We start from the raw sequence: 21343 nt of genomic DNA on the forward strand, positions 1-21343 counted from the left end.
CGACCGTCGGATTGCCCCGGCTGTCGAGAATCTGGCGGGCGACGATGTCGGCGATGTCGGTCATGGCGGGGCCTTCGGTCTGGCGAGTTAAAGGATTGGGCGCGATTTAGCCGAGCCGAGGGCGAATCGCCAACCTCGGGCCGTCAGGCGCAACCCTCGACATATTCGATGGACGGGCCGCCGACGGCGATGGACTGGACCCTGCCGTCCGAGTCGATCTCATACTTCACGCCGCGCGCCGCCGGACTGGCGTGATCGGTCGTGGACCAGATCGTCAGATACTCGGCCGGGGCTTCGACGTATTTGTGGGGTTCGGAGACGACGACGGGACCGTAAACGCGCCGAACCTCGTCGGCGGAATCGCCGATGTTCAGGCCGCGGTCTGTTTCGAGCACCGCGTTTCGGGTGGCCCAGATGCTGGTCAGGACCCCGCCTTCCAGCATGACCAGCAGGCCCTCGGGCGCACGCGTCGGGCGGAACATGTCGCAACTCGCCGGATCGGGACCGCCGACGGAATTCGGGTCGGAATCGAGACCCAGCGCCGCCTCGACCTCGGCCTTGGTCATGCCGATGCGCAAGGGACCGAAGCCGTTGGCCGTCAGCCTGTCGCCGGCCGGGACGGTCGGGGCGGACTGTTCCCCTGACGGCGTCCCCGGAACGGGCTGGGCCGGTTCGGGCGCATTGCAGGCGGTCAGTGAAACGACGACGGCGGTCAGCAGCAGGCGGCGGATCATGGCGGCTCCTCGTGCAGGTCCAGCCGCCATAACGCACGAAAACGGCGCGCGGACCCAGTCGCGCGCCGTCAAATGTTTCCCGGTTCGGCGGCGACGCAGCGCGCCGCCTGGACCGGGGTGACGAATTCTGAAGCCCTTAGTCTTCCTTGGGCGTCAGGACCTGGCGGCCGCGATAGGTGCCGGTCTTCAGGTCGATGTGGTGCGGGCGCTTCAGCTCGCCGGTGTCCTTGTCCTCGACATAGGCGTTCGTGCCCAGGGCGTCGTGGGCGCGGCGCATGTTGCGACGCGAGGGAGATACTTTGCGCTTCGGAACGGCCATGTCCGTCTCAATCTTCTTAGGTCGGGCGCCGCAGTCGGGCGCGAAAACAGTAGCGGCGGCCAGGTCGGGCCGCCACGCGAGCGCGGGCTTATGCATGAAGCCGTGGGCGATTTCAAGGCCGCGTGCGCGCCAGCCACGCCTCACGCGGCAGGGCGTAATAAACACTGTCCTTCCACTCGCCGCCGACGTCCCAGGTGCGCTCGGCGAAGCCGGTGCGGATGAAGCCGAGCTTCTGAACCAGGCGCAGAGAGGCGGCGTTGTCGGGATCGATGTCGGCGGTGGCCTGGGCGTGGTCCGTCGTCGCGAACAGGCGATCCAAGGCCGCCGAAAGGGCCTCGGTCGCCAGCCCCTGACCCCAGTGATCCGGGTGCAGGATATAGCCCAGGTCCGGCGGCTGGTAGAATCCGACCTTGCCGATCACCCGCCCCTCTCGCTCGATCACCAGATCCAGCCCGGGACCGCCCCCGGCGATCATGGCTCCCAGCCATTCGCGCGTCTGGTCCAACGCGTCGTGCGGGGGCGTCGACCACCAGCGCATGGCCTGGGGGTTCGACAGGACCGCGTGCATGCCGTCCAGATCGCCTTCACGGGCGGGACGCAGGACCAGCCGGGCTGTCTCGATCCGCATGTCAGGCGATCTCCTTTTCCATGACGATGAAATGCAGACCCTCGCACAGCGGCAGTCCTAGGCGAGGATTGCCATAGTCGAACGGCAGGGTCCGGCCGGTGTCGCGATAGCCCAGCCGTTCATACCAGGCGCGCAGCGTCTCTCGCTGCGGGAAGGCCGTCAGGCGAACGCGCGCGGCGCCGAATCGGCTCGCCAACTCGGCTTCCGCCGCGGCCACGAGGCGGCGGCCCAATCCGCCCGCCTGTACAGTCGGGCTGACCGACAGCATGCCGAAATAGCCGATCCCGTGACCGTGATCGGCGATCTGGACGCAGCCGACCAACGCCTCCCCGCGCCAGGCGGTCAGCAACGCCTGGGCCGGGTCGGCGATGATCTCGGCCAGTTCTTCGGGATCGGTGCGCTGGCCGTCCAACAGATCGGCCTCGGTCGTCCAGCCGGCGCGAGAGGCTTCGCCGCGATAGGCGCTTTCGACCAGGGCGTGCAGGGCCGGGATGTCGTCGGACGCCGCCTCGCGCAAGATCACCTCAATCATGCGCCAACATCCCCGCGACGGCCTCTCCGATCGCCAGTGAACTGGTCAGGCCCGGACTTTCAATCCCGAACAGGGCGACCAGACCGTCCAGGCCGTGAACGTCGCGGCCCCATAGTTGAAAGTCCGGCTGCGGCTCGCCCGGTCCATGCAGCTTGGGCCGAATGCCCGCATAGTCGGGCGTCAGCCGCTCGGTCTCCACACCCGGCCAGAAGCGGCGGATGTAGCGGGCGAATTCGTCACGCTTGGCCGGATCGACCGAATAGTCCTCGGTTTCGACATAGACCAGGTCGGGACCGAACACCCCCTGCCCGCCCAGGTCGCGGCGATAGTGGGTGCCCAGCGCCCCGGCGATGGGCGGCGGATAGATCAGCCGGTCGAACGGCGCCGCTCCCGTCAGGCGGAAATAGACGCCCTTGCCCAGATGACGCGCGGGGATGTCGTTCGCCGGATAGCCGTCGATGCGGGCGGCGACGGCCTGGGCCTGAAGGCCTGGCGCGGTGACCAGCAGGCGCGTGGTCAGAACCGCCCCGCCCTCTCCGCCCGCCGTGACGCGAAAGCTGCCGTCCGGCAATGGTTCGGCCCGCTCGAACGGCGTGGAGACCACGACCGAACCGCCCGCGTCCTCGATCTCGCCCTGCAGGGCCAGCATATAGCCGTGGCTGTCGAAGACGCCGCTCTCGGGCGACAGGATGGCGGCGTGGGCGTTCAGGGCGGGTTCCAGCGCGCGCGCCTGGGCGCCGGTCAGGTGCTCCAGGTTCTCGACCTCGTTGGTCACGGCCTGGTTGAAGATGGCCTCGATGCGCGAAACCTCGCCCTCTTCCGTCGCCACGACCAGCTTGCCGCATTTGCGGTAGTCGACCTTGTGACTGTCCAGAAAGGCGTAGAGGGTGCGCCGCCCCTGGACGCAGAACCGGGCCTTCAGCGAACCGGTCGGATAATAGAGACCGCCGTGGACGACCTCGGAGTTCCTGGACGACACGCCCTGGCCGATATGCGGCTGGGCCTCCAGCACCAGCACCGACAGGCCGCGCCGCGACAGGGCGCGCCCACAGGCCAGGCCCACGGCCCCGGCCCCGACCACAACGGCGTCGAAATCGAAACTCATCCGGCCCTGCCCCGCATCCTGCCCAGAAAAAACCCTCAGAGGCGGGCAAAGGGCGTATGAGCCGCCACGGACGATGAACCGCGGTCCTTCAACCGCCCGTCCCGCCCGCCGTCGCTTCGCCTTCCTCTTTCGCCTGTCTTATCCGCCCCGGCCGACCTCGGCCATGGCGCCCTCGCCGTTTCGGACCTGTCGTCATGCCCTTTCCGCCCTCGCACCCCTCTCTGGACCGCGCCATCGCCGGCCGCGGCTATGAGACGCCGACCCCGGTGCAACTGGCCGTGCTGGCCGATGAGGCGCTGGGGCGCGACCTCCTGGTCTCGGCCCAGACCGGATCGGGCAAGACGGTGGCCTTCGGTCTGGCGGCGGCGCCGACCCTGTTGGGCGAGGCCGAACGGTTCGACAAGGCGGACGCGCCCCTGGCCCTGGTCATCGCCCCGACGCGCGAACTGGCCTTGCAGGTCCAGACCGAGCTGGACTGGCTGTACGCCGAGACCGGGGCGCGGGTCGTGTCCTGCGTCGGCGGCATGGACGCCCGCAAAGAAGCCCGGACGTTGAATTTCGGCGCCCATGTCGTGGTCGGCACGCCGGGCCGCCTGCGCGACCATATCGAGCGCGGCAATCTGGACCTGTCGGCCGTGCGCGTCGTCGTGCTGGATGAGGCCGACGAGATGCTGGACATGGGCTTCAAGGAGGATCTGGAGTTCATCCTGGACACCACGCCTGAGGATCGCCGCACCCTGATGTTCTCGGCCACCCTGGCGCGTGAGATCGTCGGCCTGGCCAAGACCTATCAGCGCGACGCCCTGCGCATCGACGCCACGTCCAAGGGCACGCCTCACGGCGACATCGAATACCGCGCCATGCGCATCGCTCCGACCGACATGGAGCACGCGGTCGTCAACGTGCTGCGCTATTTCGAATCGCCGGGCGCCATCGTCTTCTGCAACACGCGCGAGGCGGTGAACCATCTGCACGCCGCCCTGCGCGAGCGCGGCTTTCAGGCCGTGGGCCTGTCGGGCGAACTGAGCCAGCGCGAGCGGTCGGATGCGCTGCAGGCCTTGCGCGACGGCCACGCGCGGGTGTGCGTGGCGACCGACGTAGCGGCGCGCGGGCTGGACCTGCCGGACCTGGGCCTGGTGGTGCACGCCCAGCCGCCGATCAATCAGGCGGCCCTGCTGCACCGTTCGGGCCGCACCGGCCGGGCGGGCAAGAAGGGGGTGTCGGTGCTGCTGGTCAGCTACGCCCGCCGCCGCAAGGTCGAGCGGATGCTGGCCGAGGCCCGGCTGAACGCGGTGTGGAGCGGCCCGCCTTCGGCCGAGGAGATTCGCGAAAAGGACAAGGCGCGCCTGCTGGACGGGCTGACGGCGGCCGAGACCTTCTCGGACGAAGAGACGGCGCTGGCCCGCGACCTATTGACCCGTCGCTCGGCCGAAGAGATCGCGGCCCTGCTGATCCGCGCCCGCAAGGCCGGCATGCCCGAGCCGGAAGAGGTCTATGACGATGAGCGCATGAAGCGCGATCAGGTGCGGACCAAGGACGAGCCTTTCGTCGACTTCGCCCGCGACGCCGATTGCGACTGGTTCCGCATCAATCTGGGCCGCGAGAAGAACGCCGATCCGAAATGGCTGCTGCCGCTGATCTGCCGCCTGGGCCATGTGACCAAGCGCGACATCGGCGCGATCCGCATCTTCGAGCGCGACACCAAGTTCGAGATCACCCGCTCGGCCGTCGAACGCTTCACCCAGGCCATCCAGGTCCCTGCCGAGGACGGCATGAAGATCGAGCCGACCGTGGCCCCGGCGCCCAAGGAGCGCACGGCCCCGCCGCGCGGCAATCGTCCGCCGCCCGAGGCCCGCAGCCACGATCGCCGTGACGACCGCAAGCCCTTCAAGCCGCGCGCCGAGGGCGGGTCCTATGACGGCGCCAAGAAACCCTGGGAGAAGAAACCCCGGGCCGAGGGCGGATCGTTCGACGGCGCCAAGAAGCCTTGGGAGAAGAAGTCGCGCGGCAACGACGCGGCCCCGGCCGGTGGCGACAAGCCGTGGAGCAAGGGCCCGCGCGGACCCAAGCCGGACAGCGACAAACCGTGGGCGAAGAAGGCAGGCGGCGACAAGCCGTGGGCCAAGAAGCCTTCGTCGAACGCCGATAAGGGCAAGCCGAAATACAAGGCCAAGCCTCCGCGCCCGTGATCCCTCTCCCGTTGGGAGAGGGCTTAAGCGCACGGCGGCGACAGCCGTCGTTCTTGCGCGAAAGGGTGAGGGGTTTCGGTGCGAAACGGTGAGACCTGAACCCCTCACCCTTTCGGCTGGCGCATCGCTTCGCTCTGCGAGCCTCAAGCCCTCTCCCTATGGGGAGAGTTATATACTTGACAAAGCAGCCGCCCGAATCGGATATTCCGACTGACAGGCCGGTGCTACCCCGCTCTTGCGGACCTTCGACGCTGAATGCGTTCCTCTCTAGCCTTCTTCCGGCGGTTGACCGGACGGCGGACGGGACGGGTTCGGTTGTTGGGCGTGATATTGTTGAGGATCATGAAGCGGACGAGATCCATCCCGGCTTCATAGATCAGCGTCGCATCCTTCTCGATCTCCTCAACGCTGACCGGCTGTAGGGAGACCTGAAGGCTTCCCCTCGCCGTTTGGCGGTAGCTGAAAAGCTCGCCGGTCTGGGGGTGGCGCAGAATAGAGTTGTGGATGACGACGTTTCGTTTCTCGGCGGCGGTCGAGATGGCGTCCAGCAGGTCATCCACCAAGTCGATGGTTTCGACGTTGGCGCCGTTGAGTTCGATCAGCGCGCGGGCAACGTGGTCTTTCAGCGGAGCGGCCATGTGGGCTGTGAGGGCGACCGTTTCCAGGTTGTCGATTTCGAGAACCGCACCGATGAAGGACTGCATGACGCTTTCCGTCTGAGCGGCACACATGGCCATTCGCCCGATGGCTTGCAGCAGTTCGGGTGGTAGGTTGCCCGGATCGAAGTCGTAGATGACGTCTGGAGCGGTGTTCATGGCAGAAGACCCCAAGCCGGATTCGCCGAAAGCAGACGAAGAGTTTGACCGGGTTCTGCGGAACCTCGTCAACACGTCTCACAAGCCGCACAACGAAAAGCAGCCACGCGAACAGCCTAAGCGCGAAAATTAGACAACGCCGTAGCTCGGCTGTAGCACTTGGCCCCGACGGGGGACGTGCATGGCCACAATTACGGTTGATCTCAACTCAAAGGTCATTCTGCCCGACCAGAGAATCTGGATCGTTCATCCGGGCAGAAACCGCAGCCACATCGACACTTTCGCTGCTGAGGGGGCGGTCTTTTTGGAGTTCCCGGGGCTTTCGCTGCGTCCCGAGATCATCGAAGACGACACGCTTCTGAGGCAACGGATTCGGCAGTCTATCGCCGTGAAGGCCAACAAGGGCGTCACGAGGGATGACGGGTCGCCCATTCGCCTCGCCGATTTTCACGGAGGAGCCGGAACGGACGTTTCGGTTCACCTGCGGACCGTCAAGCACCTTACGTCCCGAATGACCGAAGGCGATCTGGTGATTGTTCCGGGCCGTGGGGCCGGAGGACTGGTTCTTTTCGGAGAGATCGAGGGTTCATTCTTCCCGCAGCAGACGGTGTGGGCGCCGGGGATGCCCTATGCGGATACGCCAGTTCGCCGGGTAAAATGGCTTCAACAGCGATCAAAGCTCGACCTGCCTTCGCACCTCGTACGGTATTTTGAGAAGCCCCCGGCGATTGCCGAGGTTGGGCGGGATAGGTTCTCCGAAGGCTTCTTCGATTTCGCTTACAATGCGTACAGCACAGCAAGCCGCTCGTGGGTATCGCTGGACGCGCCGCGCTATGATGGCTCGGATTTCCTGAGCCTCGTCCCCCCTGCACAGTTGCTGGCCCTCGCCGTCGCTCTGTACCGTGCGATGGAGGCCAAGGCCGATATTTCCGGTCTGACGTACGATGAGATCATCACACGCTTCTACGATGAAGAGGCGTTAGCCGAGGCCCAGCTTCGGTTTGCGTCGCCGGGGCGCTACAATCTCAAGGACAAGGACGCCAAGCTCGCTAAGTTCATCAACGGCTTTGTGGCCTTGGCCATGGCTGGTGCGCTGACGGCGTGTAGCGCCGGTGATCATGTCGAGTTCACGAATAGTCAGGCGCCAAACGACCCTGCGACAGGAGAGTTGACGGACATGATCAACATGGCCGGCCAGTCGGCGGGAGGCGCCGTCTTGGCAAGAGCGGAGTCGCAAGCGACAGAGGCTAACAGGAAGCTCGGAATGCGCCCGCCCGCTCAGGTCAGGCGATGAACCGCCTTTCCCAATCCATCAAGTTCGCTGGAAAATGGATCGGCCACGGTTTTCTCGAACTGTGGAACCTCCTTTGGAGGGCCGAGACGCCCCTAATCGTCACCGTGGGACTGGCGGTCGCGGCGGCGTGGCTGTCGCCTATCGTGACCGAGAAGTTCGAGCGCCAGCGCATGCGCTCGGAGTATGTTCTGGCGAACTTGCGCGAGTTGAACGGACTGATCTCGGAAGTCTATGTGCAGGTCACCGCGATCAACTATGCGGTGGCGGCGGGTGGCGAAGCGCCAAAAGAGAACATCACCAAAGCGCGTGAGACGTTGGCGAAGCTGAACTGGAAGATCATCGAAACAGCGGCGATGCTGCCGAAGGACCAGCGCCGTATTCTCCAGCGGTTCCAGAATAACGCGTTTGCGGTAAGCCAATCCCTCGACGGCAAGCTGGATGTGGCGGGCTGTCAGACCCTTCTACGGAGGGTCAATGATATGGCGCTGGCGGGCGCTCAATCTATTCAGGCCGTCGGTCGCTATGTGGACCTTGGGTCGTCGCCAGCGCTCAAGACGGATCGCGGCGACGCAGCACCAGCAAACGCCTGACCTTCTGCTTAAGCGTACGCGGCTTCGTCAGCCCGCCGATACATCAGGCGCTTCCCGGCGATCATGCGGAGGGCTTCGTCCGTACGCATGGTGTCGCTGACGCCAAGGCCTGAACGGTTGGAATAGCGGAAGTCTAACTCGGCCAGATAGCGCGACAGGTGCGCTTCCGAGACGTGGTGATAGACGCCGTTGATCCCGCGCTTGAGGATGGAGAAGAAGCCTTCAACGGTGTTGGAATGGGCGTTGCCGCGCACGTATTCCTCAATGCCGTGATTGACGGTTTCGTGGCTGGCGAACTCCTTGCCGATGGGGCGGTACTGGCCAGCGTCGTCGGTCATCAGGGCGGACTTGCGGTCCACATTGGCGACGATGATCGGACGCAGGGTTTTGCCGGTGACGTTGGCGACATGGAACGAGCGGGCGCGACCGTTGCGCTCAACCAGAGTGAAGGCGACCTGTTTGCCGACTGCGCCGATGTTCTTCGGATTGCGCTTGGACAGGCGCTTGTTCTTTTCCTTGCCGCCGATGACGGTTTCGTCGGCTTCGACGAACTTGCCTTCGCCGCCCATGGGAGTGCCGCCACGGTCGGTCATGGCCTCGCGGATGCGGTGGCACATGAACCACGCGGTCTTGTAGGTCACGTCAAGGGTGCGACCGATCTGGTGGGCGCTGATGCCCTTCTTTGACGACGACATGAGGTAGGTGGCCAGCAGCCACTTGTTCAGCGGCACTTTGGAGCGCTCAAACACCGTCCCAACCGTGACCGTGAACTGGTCGCGGCAAGCGTTGCACTGATAGACGCCAGCGCGGTGCGCGCGGCCTTTCAGTTCGGTCGCTTCATCGACCACGCCACAGTGAGGGCAGACCGGGCCATGGGGCCAGCGGGTCTTCTCCAGATGGGCGCGGGCTTTGTCGGCGTCGGCGAAGATGGGGTCGGTGAGGTTCATGCAGCTACCCTATATCAGGAGGCTGCTTTGTCAAGTATATAACTACCCCCTATGGGAGAGGGTTGTCAGATGTATGTCGCCGCCTCGCCTCGGTCTCGAAACACGTCATCAGCCGTTCGACCGCGCGGTCGAAATTGGCGTGCAGCATAGCGTCCAGGATGCGCGACTTGAAGGCGAAGTCGATCATGAACTCCACGCGTGTTCCCTTTGGATCAGTATGGAATTCCCAACGGTTCTTCAGGTGTTTGAACGGCCCGCGGATCAGGCCGACCTCGACCACCTGACGGTTCGTGTCATGGCGCACCCAGGTCGCGAACCGCTCCTTCAACATGGCGAAACCGACCCCGGCCTCGGCGTCGAGCAGGCTGACGCCCGGCGCCTCTTCTCGTTCGTTCCAGACCCGCATCGCGGTGATCCAGGGCACGAAGTCGGGATAGGCGCGCACATCCGCGACCAGGGCCGCCAACTGCCGCGGCGTCCAGGGCAGGATCTTGGTGACGCGATGGACGGCCAAATGCGGCTCAGCGACCCGATTGCGCCAGCCGCGCCGCCTTCAGGCGGGCGAAGTCGTCGCCCGCATGGTGCGAACTGCGGGTCAGGGGGCTGGACGACACCATCAGGAAGCCCTTGGCGCGGGCGATGGCTTCGTAGGCCTTGAACTCTTCGGGCGTGACGAAACGGTCGATGGCGGCGTGCTTGCGGGTCGGCTGGAGATACTGGCCGATGGTGATGAAATCGACGTTGGCCGAGCGCATGTCGTCCATCACCTGCATGACCTCTTCGCGGGTCTCGCCCAGGCCGACCATGATGCCGGACTTGGTGAACTGGTTCGGATCGCGCTCCTTGACCATCTGCAGCAGACGCAGCGAGTGGAAGTAGCGGGCGCCGGGCCGGATCTTCAGATACAGGCGCGGCACGGTCTCCAGGTTGTGGTTGAAGACGTCGGGCTTGGCGTCGATCATCACCTCGGCCGCGCCGTCCTTGCGCAGGAAGTCGGGCGTCAGGATCTCGACGGTGGTGTTGGGGGCCTGAAGACGGATCTGGCGCACCACCTCAGCGAAGTGGGCGGCGCCGCCGTCATCGACGTCGTCGCGGTCGACGCTGGTGATGACCACATGGTTCAGGCCCATCTGTCCGACCGCCAGGCCGACCTTGGCCGGCTCTTCGGGGTCCAACGGCTGGGGCAGGCCCGTCTTGACGTTGCAGAAGGCGCAGGCCCGCGTGCAGGTGTCGCCCATGATCATCAGGGTGGCGTGCTTCTGGCTCCAGCACTCGCCGATATTCGGGCAGGCGGCCTCTTCGCAGACGGTGTGAAGGCCCTTTTCCTTCACGATGGCGCGAGTGGCGTTGTACTGGCCCGAGCCGGGCGCCTTGACGCGCAGCCAGTCGGGCTTGCGCAGCACCGGGCTGTCGGGGCGGTTCTGCTTCTCCGGGTGGCGGAGCGTGGCCGGAGAGGCTTTGAGCGTGTCGATCAGGGTGACCATTTCGCCCGCTATGTCGGCTTTCGCGGCCGCAAAGGCAAGTTGCGCCGAGGACGGACGACCCCAGCGAACATCACGGCGCGTTACGCATCTTTTCTTCGGCGCATTGGGCCTTTAGTTTCACCCATCAGAACGCGGGCGGCCAAGACCCGCAATGGAGGAACGGCTTGGGCGTTTCGGCTGAGTTGCTTGCGGGGCAGGAACCGATCTTCGACGCGCTGATCAGCGCGCGCGATCGGTTCGGCGACAAGGAGATTCTGGAGGATCAGGACCGCAAGCCCCTGACCTACACCGGCCTGATCCGCGCCGCCTTCGTCCTGGGCAGGAAGCTGGCCGCCATGACCGAGCCGGGCGAGCGGGTGGGCATTTTGCTGCCGTCCAGCGCCGGGGTGGTGGTGACCTTCTATGGGCTGCACGCCCATGGGCGCACGCCGGTGATGCTGAACTTCACCTCGGGCGAGCGGAACCTGAAGGCCGCCATCAAGGCCGCGGGCGTCAAGAAGGTGCTGACCGCCAAACGCTTCATCCAGCAGGCCAAGCTGGAAGGCCTGGTCGAGGACCTGTCGAAGGTCGCCGAAATCGTCTGGCTGGACGATGTGCGCAAGACGATCGGGCTTCAGGACAAGATCTACGGCCTGTTGGCCGGCATGGCGCCGCGCAGGTTCCGTGTGCGGACGAAGTTGGATGACCCCGGCGTCATCCTGTTCACCTCGGGCAGTTTCGGCGCGCCCAAGGGGGTGGTGCTGAGCCAGGCCAACTTGACCGCCAACGTCCGCCAGGTGGCCGCCCACATCGACCTGAACCCCGACTGGGTGATGTTCAATCCGCTGCCGACCTTCCACTGTTTCGGCCTGACGGGCGGGGTGCTGCTGCCGCTTCTGTGCGGGATGAAGGCGTTCCAGTATCCGTCGCCGCTGCACGCCAAACAGATCGTCGAGCTGCTGCCCGAGGTGAAGGCCTCGATCCTGTTCGCCACCGACACCTTCCTGAATCAGTACGCCCGCGTCGCCGGGCCGGACGACTTCTCGACCTTGAAGTTCGTGGTGGCGGGCGCCGAACGCGTGCGCGACGAGACCCATCACCTGTTCAACACCAAGTTCGGCGGGCTGAAGCTGCTGGAAGGCTATGGCGCCACCGAGGCCGCGCCGGTCGTGGCCGTGAACCACCCCGACCGCAACCGGCCGGGCACGGTCGGCCAGATGCTGCCGGGCATGGAATGGAAGCTGACGCCGGTTCCGGGCATCGAGACGGGCGGGCGGTTGTATCTGCGCGGGCCGAACGTCATGCGCGGCTATCTGTCGGCCGACGATCCCGAGGTCATCGAGCCGCTGGAAGGCGGCTGGCACGACACCGGCGACATCGTCGACGTGGACCGCGACGGCTATGTCGCCATCCTGGGTCGGGTGAAGCGGTTCGCCAAGATCGGCGGCGAGATGGTCAGCCTGACCGCCGTCGAGGGCCTGGCCAGCGCCGTCTGGCCCGAGGCGCGCCACGCCGTGGTCTCCATCGCCGACGCCCGCAAGGGCGAGAAGCTGGTGCTGGTCACCGACCGCGAGGACGCCGACGTCGGCCGCCTGGCCGAATGGGCGCGCAGCCACGGCGCACCGGAACTGGCCGTGCCCAAGAAGATCATGCGGGTGGCCGAGGTGCCGGTGCTGGGCACGGGCAAGACCGACTATGTCGCCATCCAGCAGATGGCCGAGATGGACAAGGCCGCCTGACCCTTAGCGGTTGAACTGGAACGGTTACTGTTCCACCCTCCCCCTCCCTGAAACCTTGGGAGGAGGGATTCGATGTTTGCGTCGTTCTCGCGTTATCAGCCGCAACTGCTGTCGCTGTTGCGGATCATGGCCGGCCTGCTGTTCGTCAGCCACGGCACGGCCAAGGTGTTGGGTTTCCCCGCGATCGAGGGCCTGCCCGCGCCCGGTTTGAGCCTGGGCGGCCTGTCCGGGCCGTTTGAATTGGTGCTGGGCGCCTTGTTGGTGCTGGGCCTGTTCACCCGTCCGGCGGCCTTCCTGGCCTCGGGCTTCTGTGCGGTGGGCTATTGGGCCGTGCACGGGATGCAGTCCTTCATGCCGATCCAGAACGGCGGCGAGACCATCGCCCTGTACTGTTTCGTCTGGCTGTACATCGCCGCCGCCGGTCCCGGCGCCTGGGCCGTCGACAACATGATCGGCAAGAAGGGCTGATCAGGTCGTGATAGAGGAAGACGTATGCGCAAACGCTACTACGTCTTCCTTCTCGGCCTTATCGTCTGGCTGCTGTTTCTGTTTCTCGTCGGCCCATATGTTTTCGGCGGCTGGTTCGTTGCCCTTTTCTACATAACGGCGCTGGCTTCACCGTTCCTTTCGCTACAATTCCGCTGCCCGTATTGTGGCGAAGCCATCGTAAGACCGCGGTTGACGCTCGGCGCGATCGAGATGAGGGGCTGGACGCAATTGCCTGGCCGCTACTGCACGCATTGCGGCGGCGACACCGACCAAACCTAATCGATCCGCACCCCCGTCATCGAGATGGAGCCGCCCTCGATGACGTCGTTGAAGAAGCTCACGTCGTCGCCCGGTCGCTGCTGGGCGGCGACGTAGAGCAGCGGCAGATAGTGTTCGTCGGTCGGCACGCTGAGCTGGGCGTCCTCGGCCAGGCCGACCCAGTCGATCAGGGCCTCGTGATCGCCGCGCGCGAAGGCCGCCTTCACCGCCTCGTTGAACGACGTCGCCCAGGGATAGGGATCGCCGCCCGCCCGTTTCCAGGTCCGCAGATTGTGCACGAAGTCGCCCGAGCCGGCGATGACCACGCCCTCGTCGCGCAGAGCGCTCAGCCGCCGGGCCAGGTCGTAGTGGCCGCGCGTGTCCAGGCGTCGATCCAGCGACAATTGCACGACCGGCACGTCGGCCTGGGGCCAGACGTGGGCCAGCACCGACCAGGTCCCGTGATCCAGGCCCCATTGATCCGTCGGCGTCGCCCCGGTCAGGTCCGAGACGCGCGCCGCCAACTCGGGCGAGCCGGGCGCCGGATACTGCATAGCGTGCAGCTCGGCCGGGAAGCCGCCGAAGTCGTGAATGGTTTCGGGGCGCTCCATCGCCGTCACACCCAACCCTTGCGTCTCCCAATGGGCCGAGACCATGACCATGCCCCGGGGCTTGTCCATCGCCTGGCCGACGCGGCGCCAGCCGTCGGCGAACGGCCCGCCCAGGGCGTTCATGGGCGAGCCGTGGCCGAAGAAGATCGCCGGCTGGGTCACGATCCGACGGCCAGCTTCTTGGCCGTTTCGGCGACATAGCGGCCCTGCCAGCGGGCGCCGTCCAGTTCGTTGTCGCTGGGCATGCGGCTGCCGTCGCCGCCGGTGATGGTGGTGGCGCCATAGGGGCTGCCGCCGGTGACCTCGTCCAACCGCGTCTGGCCGGCCCAGGCGTAGGGCAGGCCCGCGATCAGCATGCCGTGATGCAACAGGGTCTGGATCAGGCCGATCAGCGTCGTCTCCTGGCCGCCATGCTGGGTGGCGGTGGAGGTGAAGGCCGCGCCGACCTTGCCGACCAGGGCGCCCTTCATCCAGATGCCGCCGGTCTGGTCCAGGAAGTTGCGCATCTGCGACGCCGCGGTGCCGTAGCGGGTGCCCGCACCGATGATGACGGCGTCATAGTCGGCCAGGTCCTCGGGCTTGGCGATGGGCGCGGCCTGATCGAGCTTGTAGCCGCTCTTTCTGGCCAGGTCCTCGGGCACCAGTTCGGGCACGCGCTTGATGTCGACGACCGCGCCCTCGACCGACCGCGCGCCCTCGGCGACGGCCTCGGCCATCTTTTCGATGTGGCCGTAGGTGGAATGATAAAGGACCAGAATCTTCGGCATGGCGCCCTCCATATGCGTGTCGCCTGTCTGTAACAGGTTCGGATGCGAACATGGCGCCGCATCCGTCCGCCGCAAGACCCTTGGTCAGATTTCCATGCGCCGCCCGATCGGACACACCCGATCATAGAAGGCCGGATCGGCGGGAACGGCGGCGCCGCGCGACAGGCGGAATTTGTGCTCGACCACCATGGCCTGCTGCTCGATGTTCAAGCCTGCCCAGGCGCAGTCGTCGGACACGGCATAGACATAGGCCTCGCGCCGATCCCCGGCCTTCAGCTTGCCGGTCAACAGGTTCACGCCCCGCCGCGCCTGCCAGACATGGACCAGTTCGTGAATGAAGGTCGCCTGGCGGTTCAGGTCGGCGGCGGCGATGTCCGGGACCAGGGTTCCACGCGGCCAGACGATCCAGTCGAGCCTGAACCAGCGGCCGGGTACGAAGACGCGCGCGATCGGCCACGGCGCGCTCAGGATGCGGATGTCGTCCAGGTTCAGGTCGTCGGCGAAGACCTCGGCCGCCAGGGCCTTTTCGCCCTCGGTCAGGGCGCGGATCACCGCTCGCCGACCCATTCCCAGTGCCAGGGTTCATAGACATAGGGCACGAAGCCGAAACGCCCGGCGTTCTGAACCAGCCAGCGATAGGCGGCGCCCCGGGTCATGTGCTGGCGGCTGGCGGGATTGGTGGAATCGACGCCCAGGCCTTCGATCTGGCCGACATAGAGGTCGATGGCCGTGCCCGTGCGGTGCGGCGAACAGACGGCGCGGCGCACGCCGTCGCAATTGCCCTGTTCCGCACAGCGGGCCGCGTCGGCTTCGGGGTCGCGAAAGCCCGAGAAGATCTGCAACAGCTCATGATCGCGCGCGACCTCGGGCACTTCAGCGCGGGCGGCGGCGACCATGCGGCGGTAGGCGTCCAGCACGTCGCGCCGCAACAGGCGGGTCAGGCGGTCGGCGTGCTCCTCCTCGGCGACCAGATAGCCCAACTGGTTCAGCGGCGGCGGATCAGGACACGGGCCACCGTTGACCCGCGCCATGATGAAGGGCCGCCGCTCCTGCCAGACGCCGCGCAGCACCTGGAAGGTCGGCTGATCGAACACCCCGGTGGCCGGCAGGTTGTAGCGGGCCTGAAGCCGTGACAGAGCCTCGGCGAAGACTGGGGTGGTGGGCGCGCACTCCGTGCCCAGCTCCTTCTGGATCAGCGGCAGATAGGTCTCCCAGCCCCATTCCTGCGACCCGAACGGCGACCATTCCAGCGAATAGACCGAAATGGCGTTGGCGAAGGCCTGGCCCGCCCATTGCTCCTCGCCGTCCTGGCAACGGTCGCGCGTCTGGGCCGCCGCGGGCGAGACCGCCAACAGGGCGACGAACAGACTCAGCAGGGGCCAGATGGCGCGCATGACGGCAGGAGACCCCGGACTTGCGGCGACGGCAAGGCTGCATCGCCTGACGATTGCTGGCAGGGTGGATCGCCGACCGACTCGGGCGGTTGATGTCAGGGAGTCTGGGATGTCCGACGCCGCCACGCCGACGGGTCGACGCAGCAATGCGACCCTGGCCGCCTTCGCCGCCAGTTGCCTGCCCTACGCCGCCCTGGGCCTGCCGGTCTATGTGACCTTGCCCGAGTTCTACGCCAGCCACGTGGGGGTGCCGCTGGCGGCGGTCAGCCTGATCTTCCTGATCGTGCGGCTGGCCGACATCGTGGTCGATCCCGTGCTGGGCATGGTGATCGACCGCACCTCGACTCGATGGGGCCGGTACAGGGTGTGGATGGCGATCGGGGCGCCGATCCTGATGCTGTCGGTCGCCATGCTGTTCTTCGTGGCCCAGGGGGCTTCGGCGACCCATTTGGCGGTGTGGCTGGTGGTCATGTACCTGGGTTATTCCATCAGCCTGCTCAGCCAGATGAGCTGGGCCGCCGTGCTGTCGCCCGACTATGACCAGCGGTCGCGCATCTATGGCTGGTGGCAGGTGTTCAACATCCTGGGCGTGCTGGCGGTTCTGTTGATCCCGGTCGCCGCCCAGGCCATGGGCCATTCCTATGTCGAGGCGGTGCGGATGCAGGGCGGCTTCATCGTCGGTCTGTTGCCCGTCGCCCTTCTGATCACCTTCCTGTTCACGCCCGAGCCGCGCAACGTCACGCCGCCGCCGCACGGCGGACTGGGCGCGACGCTGAAGATGGTGGCCAAGCCGGTGCTGCGCCGCCTGTTGATCTCGGACCTGATGCTGGGCGCCGCGCGCGGCCTGATCGGGGTGCTGTTCTTCTACTTCTTCGAGCAGGCGCGGGGGTTCGAGCGTGAGCAGACCTCGATCCTGCTGCTGGTCTATTTCGTCGCCGGCCTGGTGGGCGCGCCGGTGTGGGCGGCGCTGGCGACGCGGATGGGCAAGCACCGCGCCCTGGCGGTCGGCAGCGTGTACTTCGCCGTCAGCTTCGCGGCGGCGACCCTGCTGGTCCCGGCCGGGAACTTCCCGGCGGCCATCGGCGCCATCTTCATGACCGGCCTGGCCTTCGGGGCGGCGGACCTGTTGCTGCGGGCCATGATGGCCGATGCGTCCGACGCGGTGCGGCTGGATGACGGGGCGGATCGTACGGGGCTGTTGTTCTCGATCCTGAACGCGACGTCGAAGATGGGCTACGCCGTCTCGGTCGGCGCCTTCGCGGTGCTGGAGTGGATCGGCTTCGACGCCGCGCCGGGGGCGGTCAATGCGCCGGGGGTGATCTTGGGTCTGCAATGGCTGTTCATCGCCGCGCCGGTGGTGCTGTTGCTGGTCTCGGCCCTGGTGCTGCGGATCTATCCGCTGACGCCCGAGCGGCACGCCGAGGTCCGCGCCCGACTGGCCGCCCGCGACGGCGAGGCGGCATGACGCCCATCGACCGGCTGAAGGCCATAATGGCGCGGCTGCGCGACCCCGTCGGCGGCTGCCCGTGGGACGTGGAGCAGACCTTCGCCACCATCGCCCCCTATACGCTGGAGGAGGCCTATGAGGTCGCCGACGCCATCGAGCGCGGCGACTTCGACGAGCTGAGGTCCGAGCTGGGCGACCTGTTGTTCCAGGTCGTCTTCCACGCCCGCATGGCCGAGGAACAGGGGCTGTTCGCCTTCGACGACGTGGCGAACGCCATCGCCGACAAGCTGGAGCGGCGCCATCCGCACGTCTTCGGGGTCGAGGACGCCAGGCCCGACGCCTGGTCGCAGAAGGCCCGCTGGGAGGACATCAAGGCCGAGGAGCGCAAGGCGCGGTCCCAGCACGGGGTGCTGGACGACGTGCCCGTGGGCCTGCCCGCCCTGGCGCGGGCCGCCAAGCTGACCGAACGCGCCGGTCGGGTCGGCTTCGACTGGCCCTCGACCGACGAGGTGTTCGACAAGCTGGCCGAAGAGGTCGCCGAACTGCGCGCCGAGATCGCCGCCGGCGACCTGGACAAGGCCCGCGAGGAGATGGGCGACCTGCTGTTCGTCGTCGCCAATCTGGCGCGCAAGCTGAACGTCGAGCCGGAGGACGCCCTGCGCGGGACCAACGCCAAGTTCGTGCGGCGGTTCGCCTTCATAGAGGCGGAACTGGCCAAGGACGGGCGCACGCCGGAGCAGTCGGACCTGGCCGAGATGGACGCCCTGTGGAACGCGGCCAAGGCGGCGGAGCGATCGGGGACGGCGATGGGATCGTGATCCCTCTCCCCGTGGGAGAGGGAGGCTGGACTACGGATCGGACTGCGAAAAAACAGGGTGCAAGGAGTCCAATTGTTGCGGTTCAGTTTCAAAAATTTCAGCCATCCCGTTTAAATCGTTGATGTTCGCATTATCGACGGCGGCCAATCTCAGCGGCTCGCGTTTAAACGCCAGCCGGGGCGGCGCCAGGTCGGGCAGGTCGGCCATGACCTGGGCGCGGGCGCGGTCGGCCAGCTTGTCATAGAGGCGCATCCAGCTCGACGCCTCGGCCGCGCGCCCCGTGCCCAGGGCGCGGCGGATGTTCAGGAAGGCCTCCTCGGCCAGGTCGGCGAAGCTGACATTGTCATCGGGGTGATATTCGCCGGGTTCGGGCGCGATGTCGCTGGCGGGCTGGTCGATCCGCCGCCAGCCGCCGACCCGCGCATGGAGCCGGAACGAACTGAGCGACACGCCGTACCGCTGACAGATGCTGACCGCCGTCACCCCGGCCAGATATTCGCGCCGGGCGTGGTCCCAGAGGTTTCCGCCGAAGTCGTCGAGATCAACGGGATCGAGTTGGGTGTTGGAGGGCATGCGGGGCGCTTAGCATGCGGGTGCGTCAGGAGCGGACGGGGGTGACGGTTGGGAACAAGAGGACATTACATTGTGCGTTCGACCTGAAGGGAATCGAGCAGCTTCGGTTGAAGATCGAGAAGGAAACTGGTTGGAAGACTGTTGGGTCGTCACTCTTGGATGAGTTCGCGGAACGGCTAAAGGCGTTCACCGATCAAGCCGCAAAGGCTGCAATCGCGATTGCGCCAATAGTCAAAATCAACAGCCAATCGGCTTCGTCAGCACGATCTACGGGCTGAGATGCGCTGACTTGGCTCAACCTGAGCATTCAATGCCCGCAGCTTCGACATCGAAACAGAGAGCAACTTTTCACCGAAGCCCGCTCGAGCTTTGATTTCCCTGGCAATTACCTCACCCGGTCCGTTGAATACGACCTCGTGCGAACCGTCCTCATTCAGGCGTAGGCCAAGGTATAGCTCAGGGATTTTCTTGAATGTTAGGCTGTTCTTAAAGCCCGCTTTTATTTGAACATTCTGCCCAGTCCGCTCAGTAACTGCGTCGTAATCTGCGCGGCTCACCTCATCGAGACGAATTTCAAACTCGCGCTCGGCGATCAGTTCGCCGATATCGCCAACAAGACGACCATCAATGGTGAAGCGGTGCCGGGTGCCGCAATTGCCTTGGAGATGCCTTATCCCCTCGAAGATCAGGCGCAATCCTTCCGCTACGTCTTTGTGGGCGTTACTCATTTCGACCCTCACGAAAAGGGGGAGCATACGACGGCAACACGTTAGCTGGTCAATGACAGCATTGGAGCGGAAGCCGCATCAGGCATCGCTCCGAAAGCAGACGTCTCCGACCTGACTCGCGAACCTTCCTACCCCGCTTGAAACCGCCGCTCGAACCGCCCCAGCGCCGCCGGATGCAGCCGCACGGTGATGTGGAAGCGTCCCTGGTCGTCGGTTTCGCGGCCGGTGACGCGGCCGTTCTCGTACAGCCAGGCCAGGGCCTCGCCCTGGTGGGCTTCCAGCACGATCTCGCTTTCGGGTTCGTCGTCGATCAGGCCGGTGATGGCGTGGCGAAGAGCGTCGATCCCCTCCCCCGTCCAGGCCGAGACGGCGACGGCGCGGCCGTCGTGCGACAGGCGTTCGGCGACGCCGACGACCTCGGCTTTCGCATCGTCGTCCAGCAGGTCGATCTTGTTCCAGACTTCCAGCACGCGCCGGGTCTTGCCCTCGACGGCGGGGATCTGTTTCAGCACCGCCTCGACGTCGGCGGCCTGGGCGGCGGTGTCGGGTGAGGCGATGTCGCGCACGTGCAGGATCAGGTCGGCCTCGCCCACCTCCTCCAGCGTGGCGCGGAAGCTTTCGACCAGTTCGTGCGGCAGGTCGGAGATGAAGCCGACGGTGTCGGCGACGATGGCCGGGCGCCCCTGGGGCAGGCGGATGGTGCGCTGGGTCGTGTCCAGGGTGGCGAACAGCAGGTCCTTGGCCAGCACCTCGGACCCCGTCAGCCGGTTGAACAGGGTCGACTTGCCGGCGTTGGTGTAGCCGACCAGGGCCACGGTCGGGAACGGGACCTTCTGGCGCTGTTTGCGATGCAGGCCGCGGGTGCGGCGGACCTCCTCCAGCTCGGTCTTCAGCTTGACGATGCGGTCGGCGATCAGGCGGCGGTCGATCTCGATCTGGGTCTCGCCGGGGCCGCCGGTCGAGCCGGTGCCGCCGCGTTGCCGCTCCAGGTGGGTCCAGGTGCGGACCAGGCGCGAGCGTTCGTAGTCGAGACGGGCCAGTTCGACCTGAAGCCGGCCCTCCTTGGTGCGGGCGCGGCGGCCGAAGATTTCGAGGATCAGGCCGGTGCGGTCGATGACCTTGGCGTCCCAGGCCTTCTCCAGATTGCGCTGTTGCACCGGGGTCAGTTGGTCGTCGACGACGACGGCTTCCGCTTCGGCGGCGCGGACCAGGGCGGCCAGCTCCTCGACCTTGCCGGCGCCGAACAGGGTGGCGGGCGCAGGTTTTCGCAAGCGCACGATCTCTTCGGCGCACACGTCCAGGTCCAGGGCGCGGGCCAGACCCACGGCCTCTTCCAGCCGCTCATGCGCCTGGCGCGGGCTGTCGCTGCGGCCGTCCGGGTGGACGACGACAGCCCGGATCAGGGGGACGGCGTGGTCGATGAGATGGGTCAAATGGAGGAATACGCTTTCATTGAAACCGTCATCCTCGGGCTTGACCCGAGGATCAGATTATCTGGTGAGCGGACAGAGATAGGCGCACACCGGCCGGAGGGCCATCTTCCGACGCTGGGCTTCCATCCGCGTCTGGCCCTCGGGTCAAGCCCGAGGATGACGGAGTTTAATCGGGATGGAGCGCGATGGAGGGCGTTCAGTCCTCGTCGGCGTCCGGCTCGTACAGTTGAACCGGCGCGGACGGCATGATGGTGGAGATGGCGTGTTTATAGACCAGTTGCGACTGACCGTCGCGACGCAGCAGGACGCAGAAATTGTCGAACCAGGTGACGATGCCCTGAAGCTTGACCCCGTTGACGAGAAAGATGGTCAGCGGCGTCTTGGTCTTGCGGACGCTGTTCAAAAAAGCGTCCTGAAGGTTTTGGCGTTTGTCTTGCGACATGGCGGGTTGGCCCCTGTTCTTTTGATTG

General features: G+C 66.0%; 25 protein-coding genes. 8 read left to right on the forward strand and 17 right to left on the reverse strand.

Going from position 1 to position 21343, the window contains the following annotated elements; translation table 11 throughout:
• Nucleotides 1–143: 143 nt before the first annotated feature.
• The 5 genes from V7D63_RS06230 to V7D63_RS06250 form a co-directional block, all read right to left on the reverse strand.
• The gene (locus tag V7D63_RS06230) at nucleotides 144–734 is read right to left on the reverse strand and encodes a hypothetical protein (RefSeq protein ID WP_333591403.1); all 591 of its coding nucleotides are present in this window, start codon (nucleotides 732–734) and stop codon (nucleotides 144–146) included.
• A gap of 136 nt (nucleotides 735–870) precedes the next feature.
• Complete coding sequence (gene rpmF / locus V7D63_RS06235; RefSeq protein WP_056449735.1) at nucleotides 871–1053, reverse strand: 50S ribosomal protein L32; 183 nt, start codon at nucleotides 1051–1053, stop codon at nucleotides 871–873.
• 112 nt (nucleotides 1054–1165) lie between these two features.
• Nucleotides 1166–1681 carry a GNAT family N-acetyltransferase gene (locus V7D63_RS06240; protein ID WP_333591404.1) on the reverse strand — a complete coding sequence of 172 codons (516 nt, stop codon included), beginning with the start codon at nucleotides 1679–1681 and terminating at the stop codon, nucleotides 1166–1168.
• A gap of 1 nt (nucleotide 1682) precedes the next feature.
• The gene (locus V7D63_RS06245) at nucleotides 1683–2213 is read right to left on the reverse strand and encodes a GNAT family N-acetyltransferase (protein ID WP_333591405.1); all 531 of its coding nucleotides are present in this window, start codon (nucleotides 2211–2213) and stop codon (nucleotides 1683–1685) included.
• The gene (locus tag V7D63_RS06250; protein WP_333591406.1) at nucleotides 2206–3318 is read right to left on the reverse strand and encodes an NAD(P)/FAD-dependent oxidoreductase; all 1113 of its coding nucleotides are present in this window, start codon (nucleotides 3316–3318) and stop codon (nucleotides 2206–2208) included. Before V7D63_RS06250 ends, V7D63_RS06245 begins: the two co-directional genes overlap by 8 nt.
• Before the next feature lie 194 nt (nucleotides 3319–3512).
• Here V7D63_RS06250 and V7D63_RS06255 point away from each other — a divergent pair, with 194 nt between their 5' ends.
• Nucleotides 3513–5507, forward strand: coding sequence for a DEAD/DEAH box helicase (locus tag V7D63_RS06255; protein WP_333591407.1), 1995 nt, complete (start codon nucleotides 3513–3515; stop codon nucleotides 5505–5507).
• Between the two features lie 224 nt (nucleotides 5508–5731).
• Here V7D63_RS06255 and V7D63_RS06260 read toward each other — a convergent pair whose 3' ends face one another.
• The gene (locus V7D63_RS06260) at nucleotides 5732–6322 is read right to left on the reverse strand and encodes a hypothetical protein (protein WP_333591408.1); all 591 of its coding nucleotides are present in this window, start codon (nucleotides 6320–6322) and stop codon (nucleotides 5732–5734) included.
• A gap of 181 nt (nucleotides 6323–6503) precedes the next feature.
• Here V7D63_RS06260 and V7D63_RS06265 point away from each other — a divergent pair, with 181 nt between their 5' ends.
• Nucleotides 6504–7616 (forward strand): hypothetical protein, encoded by a 1113-nt coding sequence (locus tag V7D63_RS06265; protein ID WP_333591409.1) that lies wholly within the window; start codon nucleotides 6504–6506, stop codon nucleotides 7614–7616.
• Nucleotides 7613–8206 (forward strand): hypothetical protein, encoded by a 594-nt coding sequence (locus tag V7D63_RS06270; protein WP_333591410.1) that lies wholly within the window; start codon nucleotides 7613–7615, stop codon nucleotides 8204–8206. Before V7D63_RS06265 ends, V7D63_RS06270 begins: the two co-directional genes overlap by 4 nt.
• Before the next feature lie 8 nt (nucleotides 8207–8214).
• Here the strand turns inward: V7D63_RS06270 and V7D63_RS06275 are convergent, their stop codons facing one another.
• From V7D63_RS06275 to lipA, 3 genes are read right to left on the reverse strand one after another with little or no spacing between them, the layout of a single operon-like run.
• The gene (locus V7D63_RS06275; protein WP_333591411.1) at nucleotides 8215–9153 is read right to left on the reverse strand and encodes an IS1595 family transposase; all 939 of its coding nucleotides are present in this window, start codon (nucleotides 9151–9153) and stop codon (nucleotides 8215–8217) included.
• 49 nt (nucleotides 9154–9202) lie between these two features.
• A complete protein-coding gene (locus V7D63_RS06280) occupies nucleotides 9203–9667 on the reverse strand; it encodes a type II toxin-antitoxin system RatA family toxin (RefSeq protein ID WP_333591412.1) in 465 nt (154 codons plus the stop codon).
• A 7-nt stretch (nucleotides 9668–9674) separates the two neighbouring features.
• A complete protein-coding gene (gene lipA / locus V7D63_RS06285; protein WP_333591413.1) occupies nucleotides 9675–10637 on the reverse strand; it encodes a lipoyl synthase in 963 nt (320 codons plus the stop codon).
• Nucleotides 10638–10801: 164 nt separating this feature from the next.
• Between lipA and V7D63_RS06290 the strand changes: the two genes are divergently transcribed.
• The 3 genes from V7D63_RS06290 to V7D63_RS06300 all read left to right on the forward strand — a co-directional run bounded on the left by V7D63_RS06290 (nucleotide 10802) and on the right by V7D63_RS06300 (nucleotide 13123).
• Nucleotides 10802–12355 carry an AMP-binding protein gene (locus tag V7D63_RS06290; RefSeq protein ID WP_333591414.1) on the forward strand — a complete coding sequence of 518 codons (1554 nt, stop codon included), beginning with the start codon at nucleotides 10802–10804 and terminating at the stop codon, nucleotides 12353–12355.
• A 72-nt stretch (nucleotides 12356–12427) separates the two neighbouring features.
• Nucleotides 12428–12823 carry a DoxX family protein gene (locus V7D63_RS06295; RefSeq protein WP_333591415.1) on the forward strand — a complete coding sequence of 132 codons (396 nt, stop codon included), beginning with the start codon at nucleotides 12428–12430 and terminating at the stop codon, nucleotides 12821–12823.
• A 24-nt stretch (nucleotides 12824–12847) separates the two neighbouring features.
• The gene (locus V7D63_RS06300; protein WP_333591416.1) at nucleotides 12848–13123 is read left to right on the forward strand and encodes a hypothetical protein; all 276 of its coding nucleotides are present in this window, start codon (nucleotides 12848–12850) and stop codon (nucleotides 13121–13123) included.
• Here V7D63_RS06300 and ygiD read toward each other — a convergent pair.
• The 4 genes from ygiD to V7D63_RS06320 all read right to left on the reverse strand — a co-directional run bounded on the left by ygiD (nucleotide 13120) and on the right by V7D63_RS06320 (nucleotide 15874).
• Entirely contained in the window at nucleotides 13120–13875 is a 756-nt protein-coding gene (gene ygiD / locus V7D63_RS06305; protein WP_333591417.1) for a 4,5-DOPA dioxygenase extradiol, read from the reverse strand. The genes V7D63_RS06300 and ygiD overlap by 4 nt on opposite strands.
• Entirely contained in the window at nucleotides 13872–14480 is a 609-nt protein-coding gene (wrbA, locus tag V7D63_RS06310) for an NAD(P)H:quinone oxidoreductase (RefSeq protein WP_333591418.1), read from the reverse strand. Before wrbA ends, ygiD begins: the two co-directional genes overlap by 4 nt.
• Nucleotides 14481–14564: 84 nt before the next feature.
• Nucleotides 14565–15032, reverse strand: coding sequence for a hypothetical protein (locus V7D63_RS06315; RefSeq protein ID WP_333591419.1), 468 nt, complete (start codon nucleotides 15030–15032; stop codon nucleotides 14565–14567).
• Nucleotides 15029–15874: a D-alanyl-D-alanine carboxypeptidase family protein gene (locus V7D63_RS06320; RefSeq protein ID WP_333591420.1), complete on the reverse strand. Its 846-nt coding sequence runs from the start codon at nucleotides 15872–15874 to the stop codon at nucleotides 15029–15031. Before V7D63_RS06320 ends, V7D63_RS06315 begins: the two co-directional genes overlap by 4 nt.
• Before the next feature lie 109 nt (nucleotides 15875–15983).
• On the opposite strand from V7D63_RS06320, the gene V7D63_RS06325 reads away from it, so the two are divergent.
• Complete coding sequence (locus V7D63_RS06325) at nucleotides 15984–17339, forward strand: MFS transporter (protein WP_333591421.1); 1356 nt, start codon at nucleotides 15984–15986, stop codon at nucleotides 17337–17339.
• On the forward strand, nucleotides 17336–18139 hold the full coding sequence (gene mazG, locus V7D63_RS06330; RefSeq protein WP_333591422.1) for a nucleoside triphosphate pyrophosphohydrolase: 804 nt from the start codon (nucleotides 17336–17338) through the stop codon (nucleotides 18137–18139). Before V7D63_RS06325 ends, mazG begins: the two co-directional genes overlap by 4 nt.
• Nucleotides 18140–18169: 30 nt before the next feature.
• Here the strand turns inward: mazG and V7D63_RS06335 are convergent, their stop codons facing one another.
• The 4 genes from V7D63_RS06335 to hfq form a co-directional block, all read right to left on the reverse strand.
• Entirely contained in the window at nucleotides 18170–18712 is a 543-nt protein-coding gene (locus tag V7D63_RS06335; RefSeq protein ID WP_333591423.1) for a hypothetical protein, read from the reverse strand.
• Nucleotides 18713–18969: 257 nt separating this feature from the next.
• Entirely contained in the window at nucleotides 18970–19440 is a 471-nt protein-coding gene (locus tag V7D63_RS06340) for a DUF6998 domain-containing protein (RefSeq protein WP_333591424.1), read from the reverse strand.
• 128 nt (nucleotides 19441–19568) lie between these two features.
• Complete coding sequence (hflX, locus tag V7D63_RS06345) at nucleotides 19569–20873, reverse strand: GTPase HflX (protein WP_333591425.1); 1305 nt, start codon at nucleotides 20871–20873, stop codon at nucleotides 19569–19571.
• Between the two features lie 196 nt (nucleotides 20874–21069).
• Entirely contained in the window at nucleotides 21070–21315 is a 246-nt protein-coding gene (gene hfq / locus V7D63_RS06350; RefSeq protein ID WP_298697520.1) for an RNA chaperone Hfq, read from the reverse strand.
• Between the last annotated feature and the right edge of the window lie 28 nt (nucleotides 21316–21343).

It is taken from the genome of Brevundimonas sp. (assembly GCF_036732845.1).
Classification (GTDB): Bacteria; Pseudomonadota; Alphaproteobacteria; order Caulobacterales; family Caulobacteraceae; genus Brevundimonas.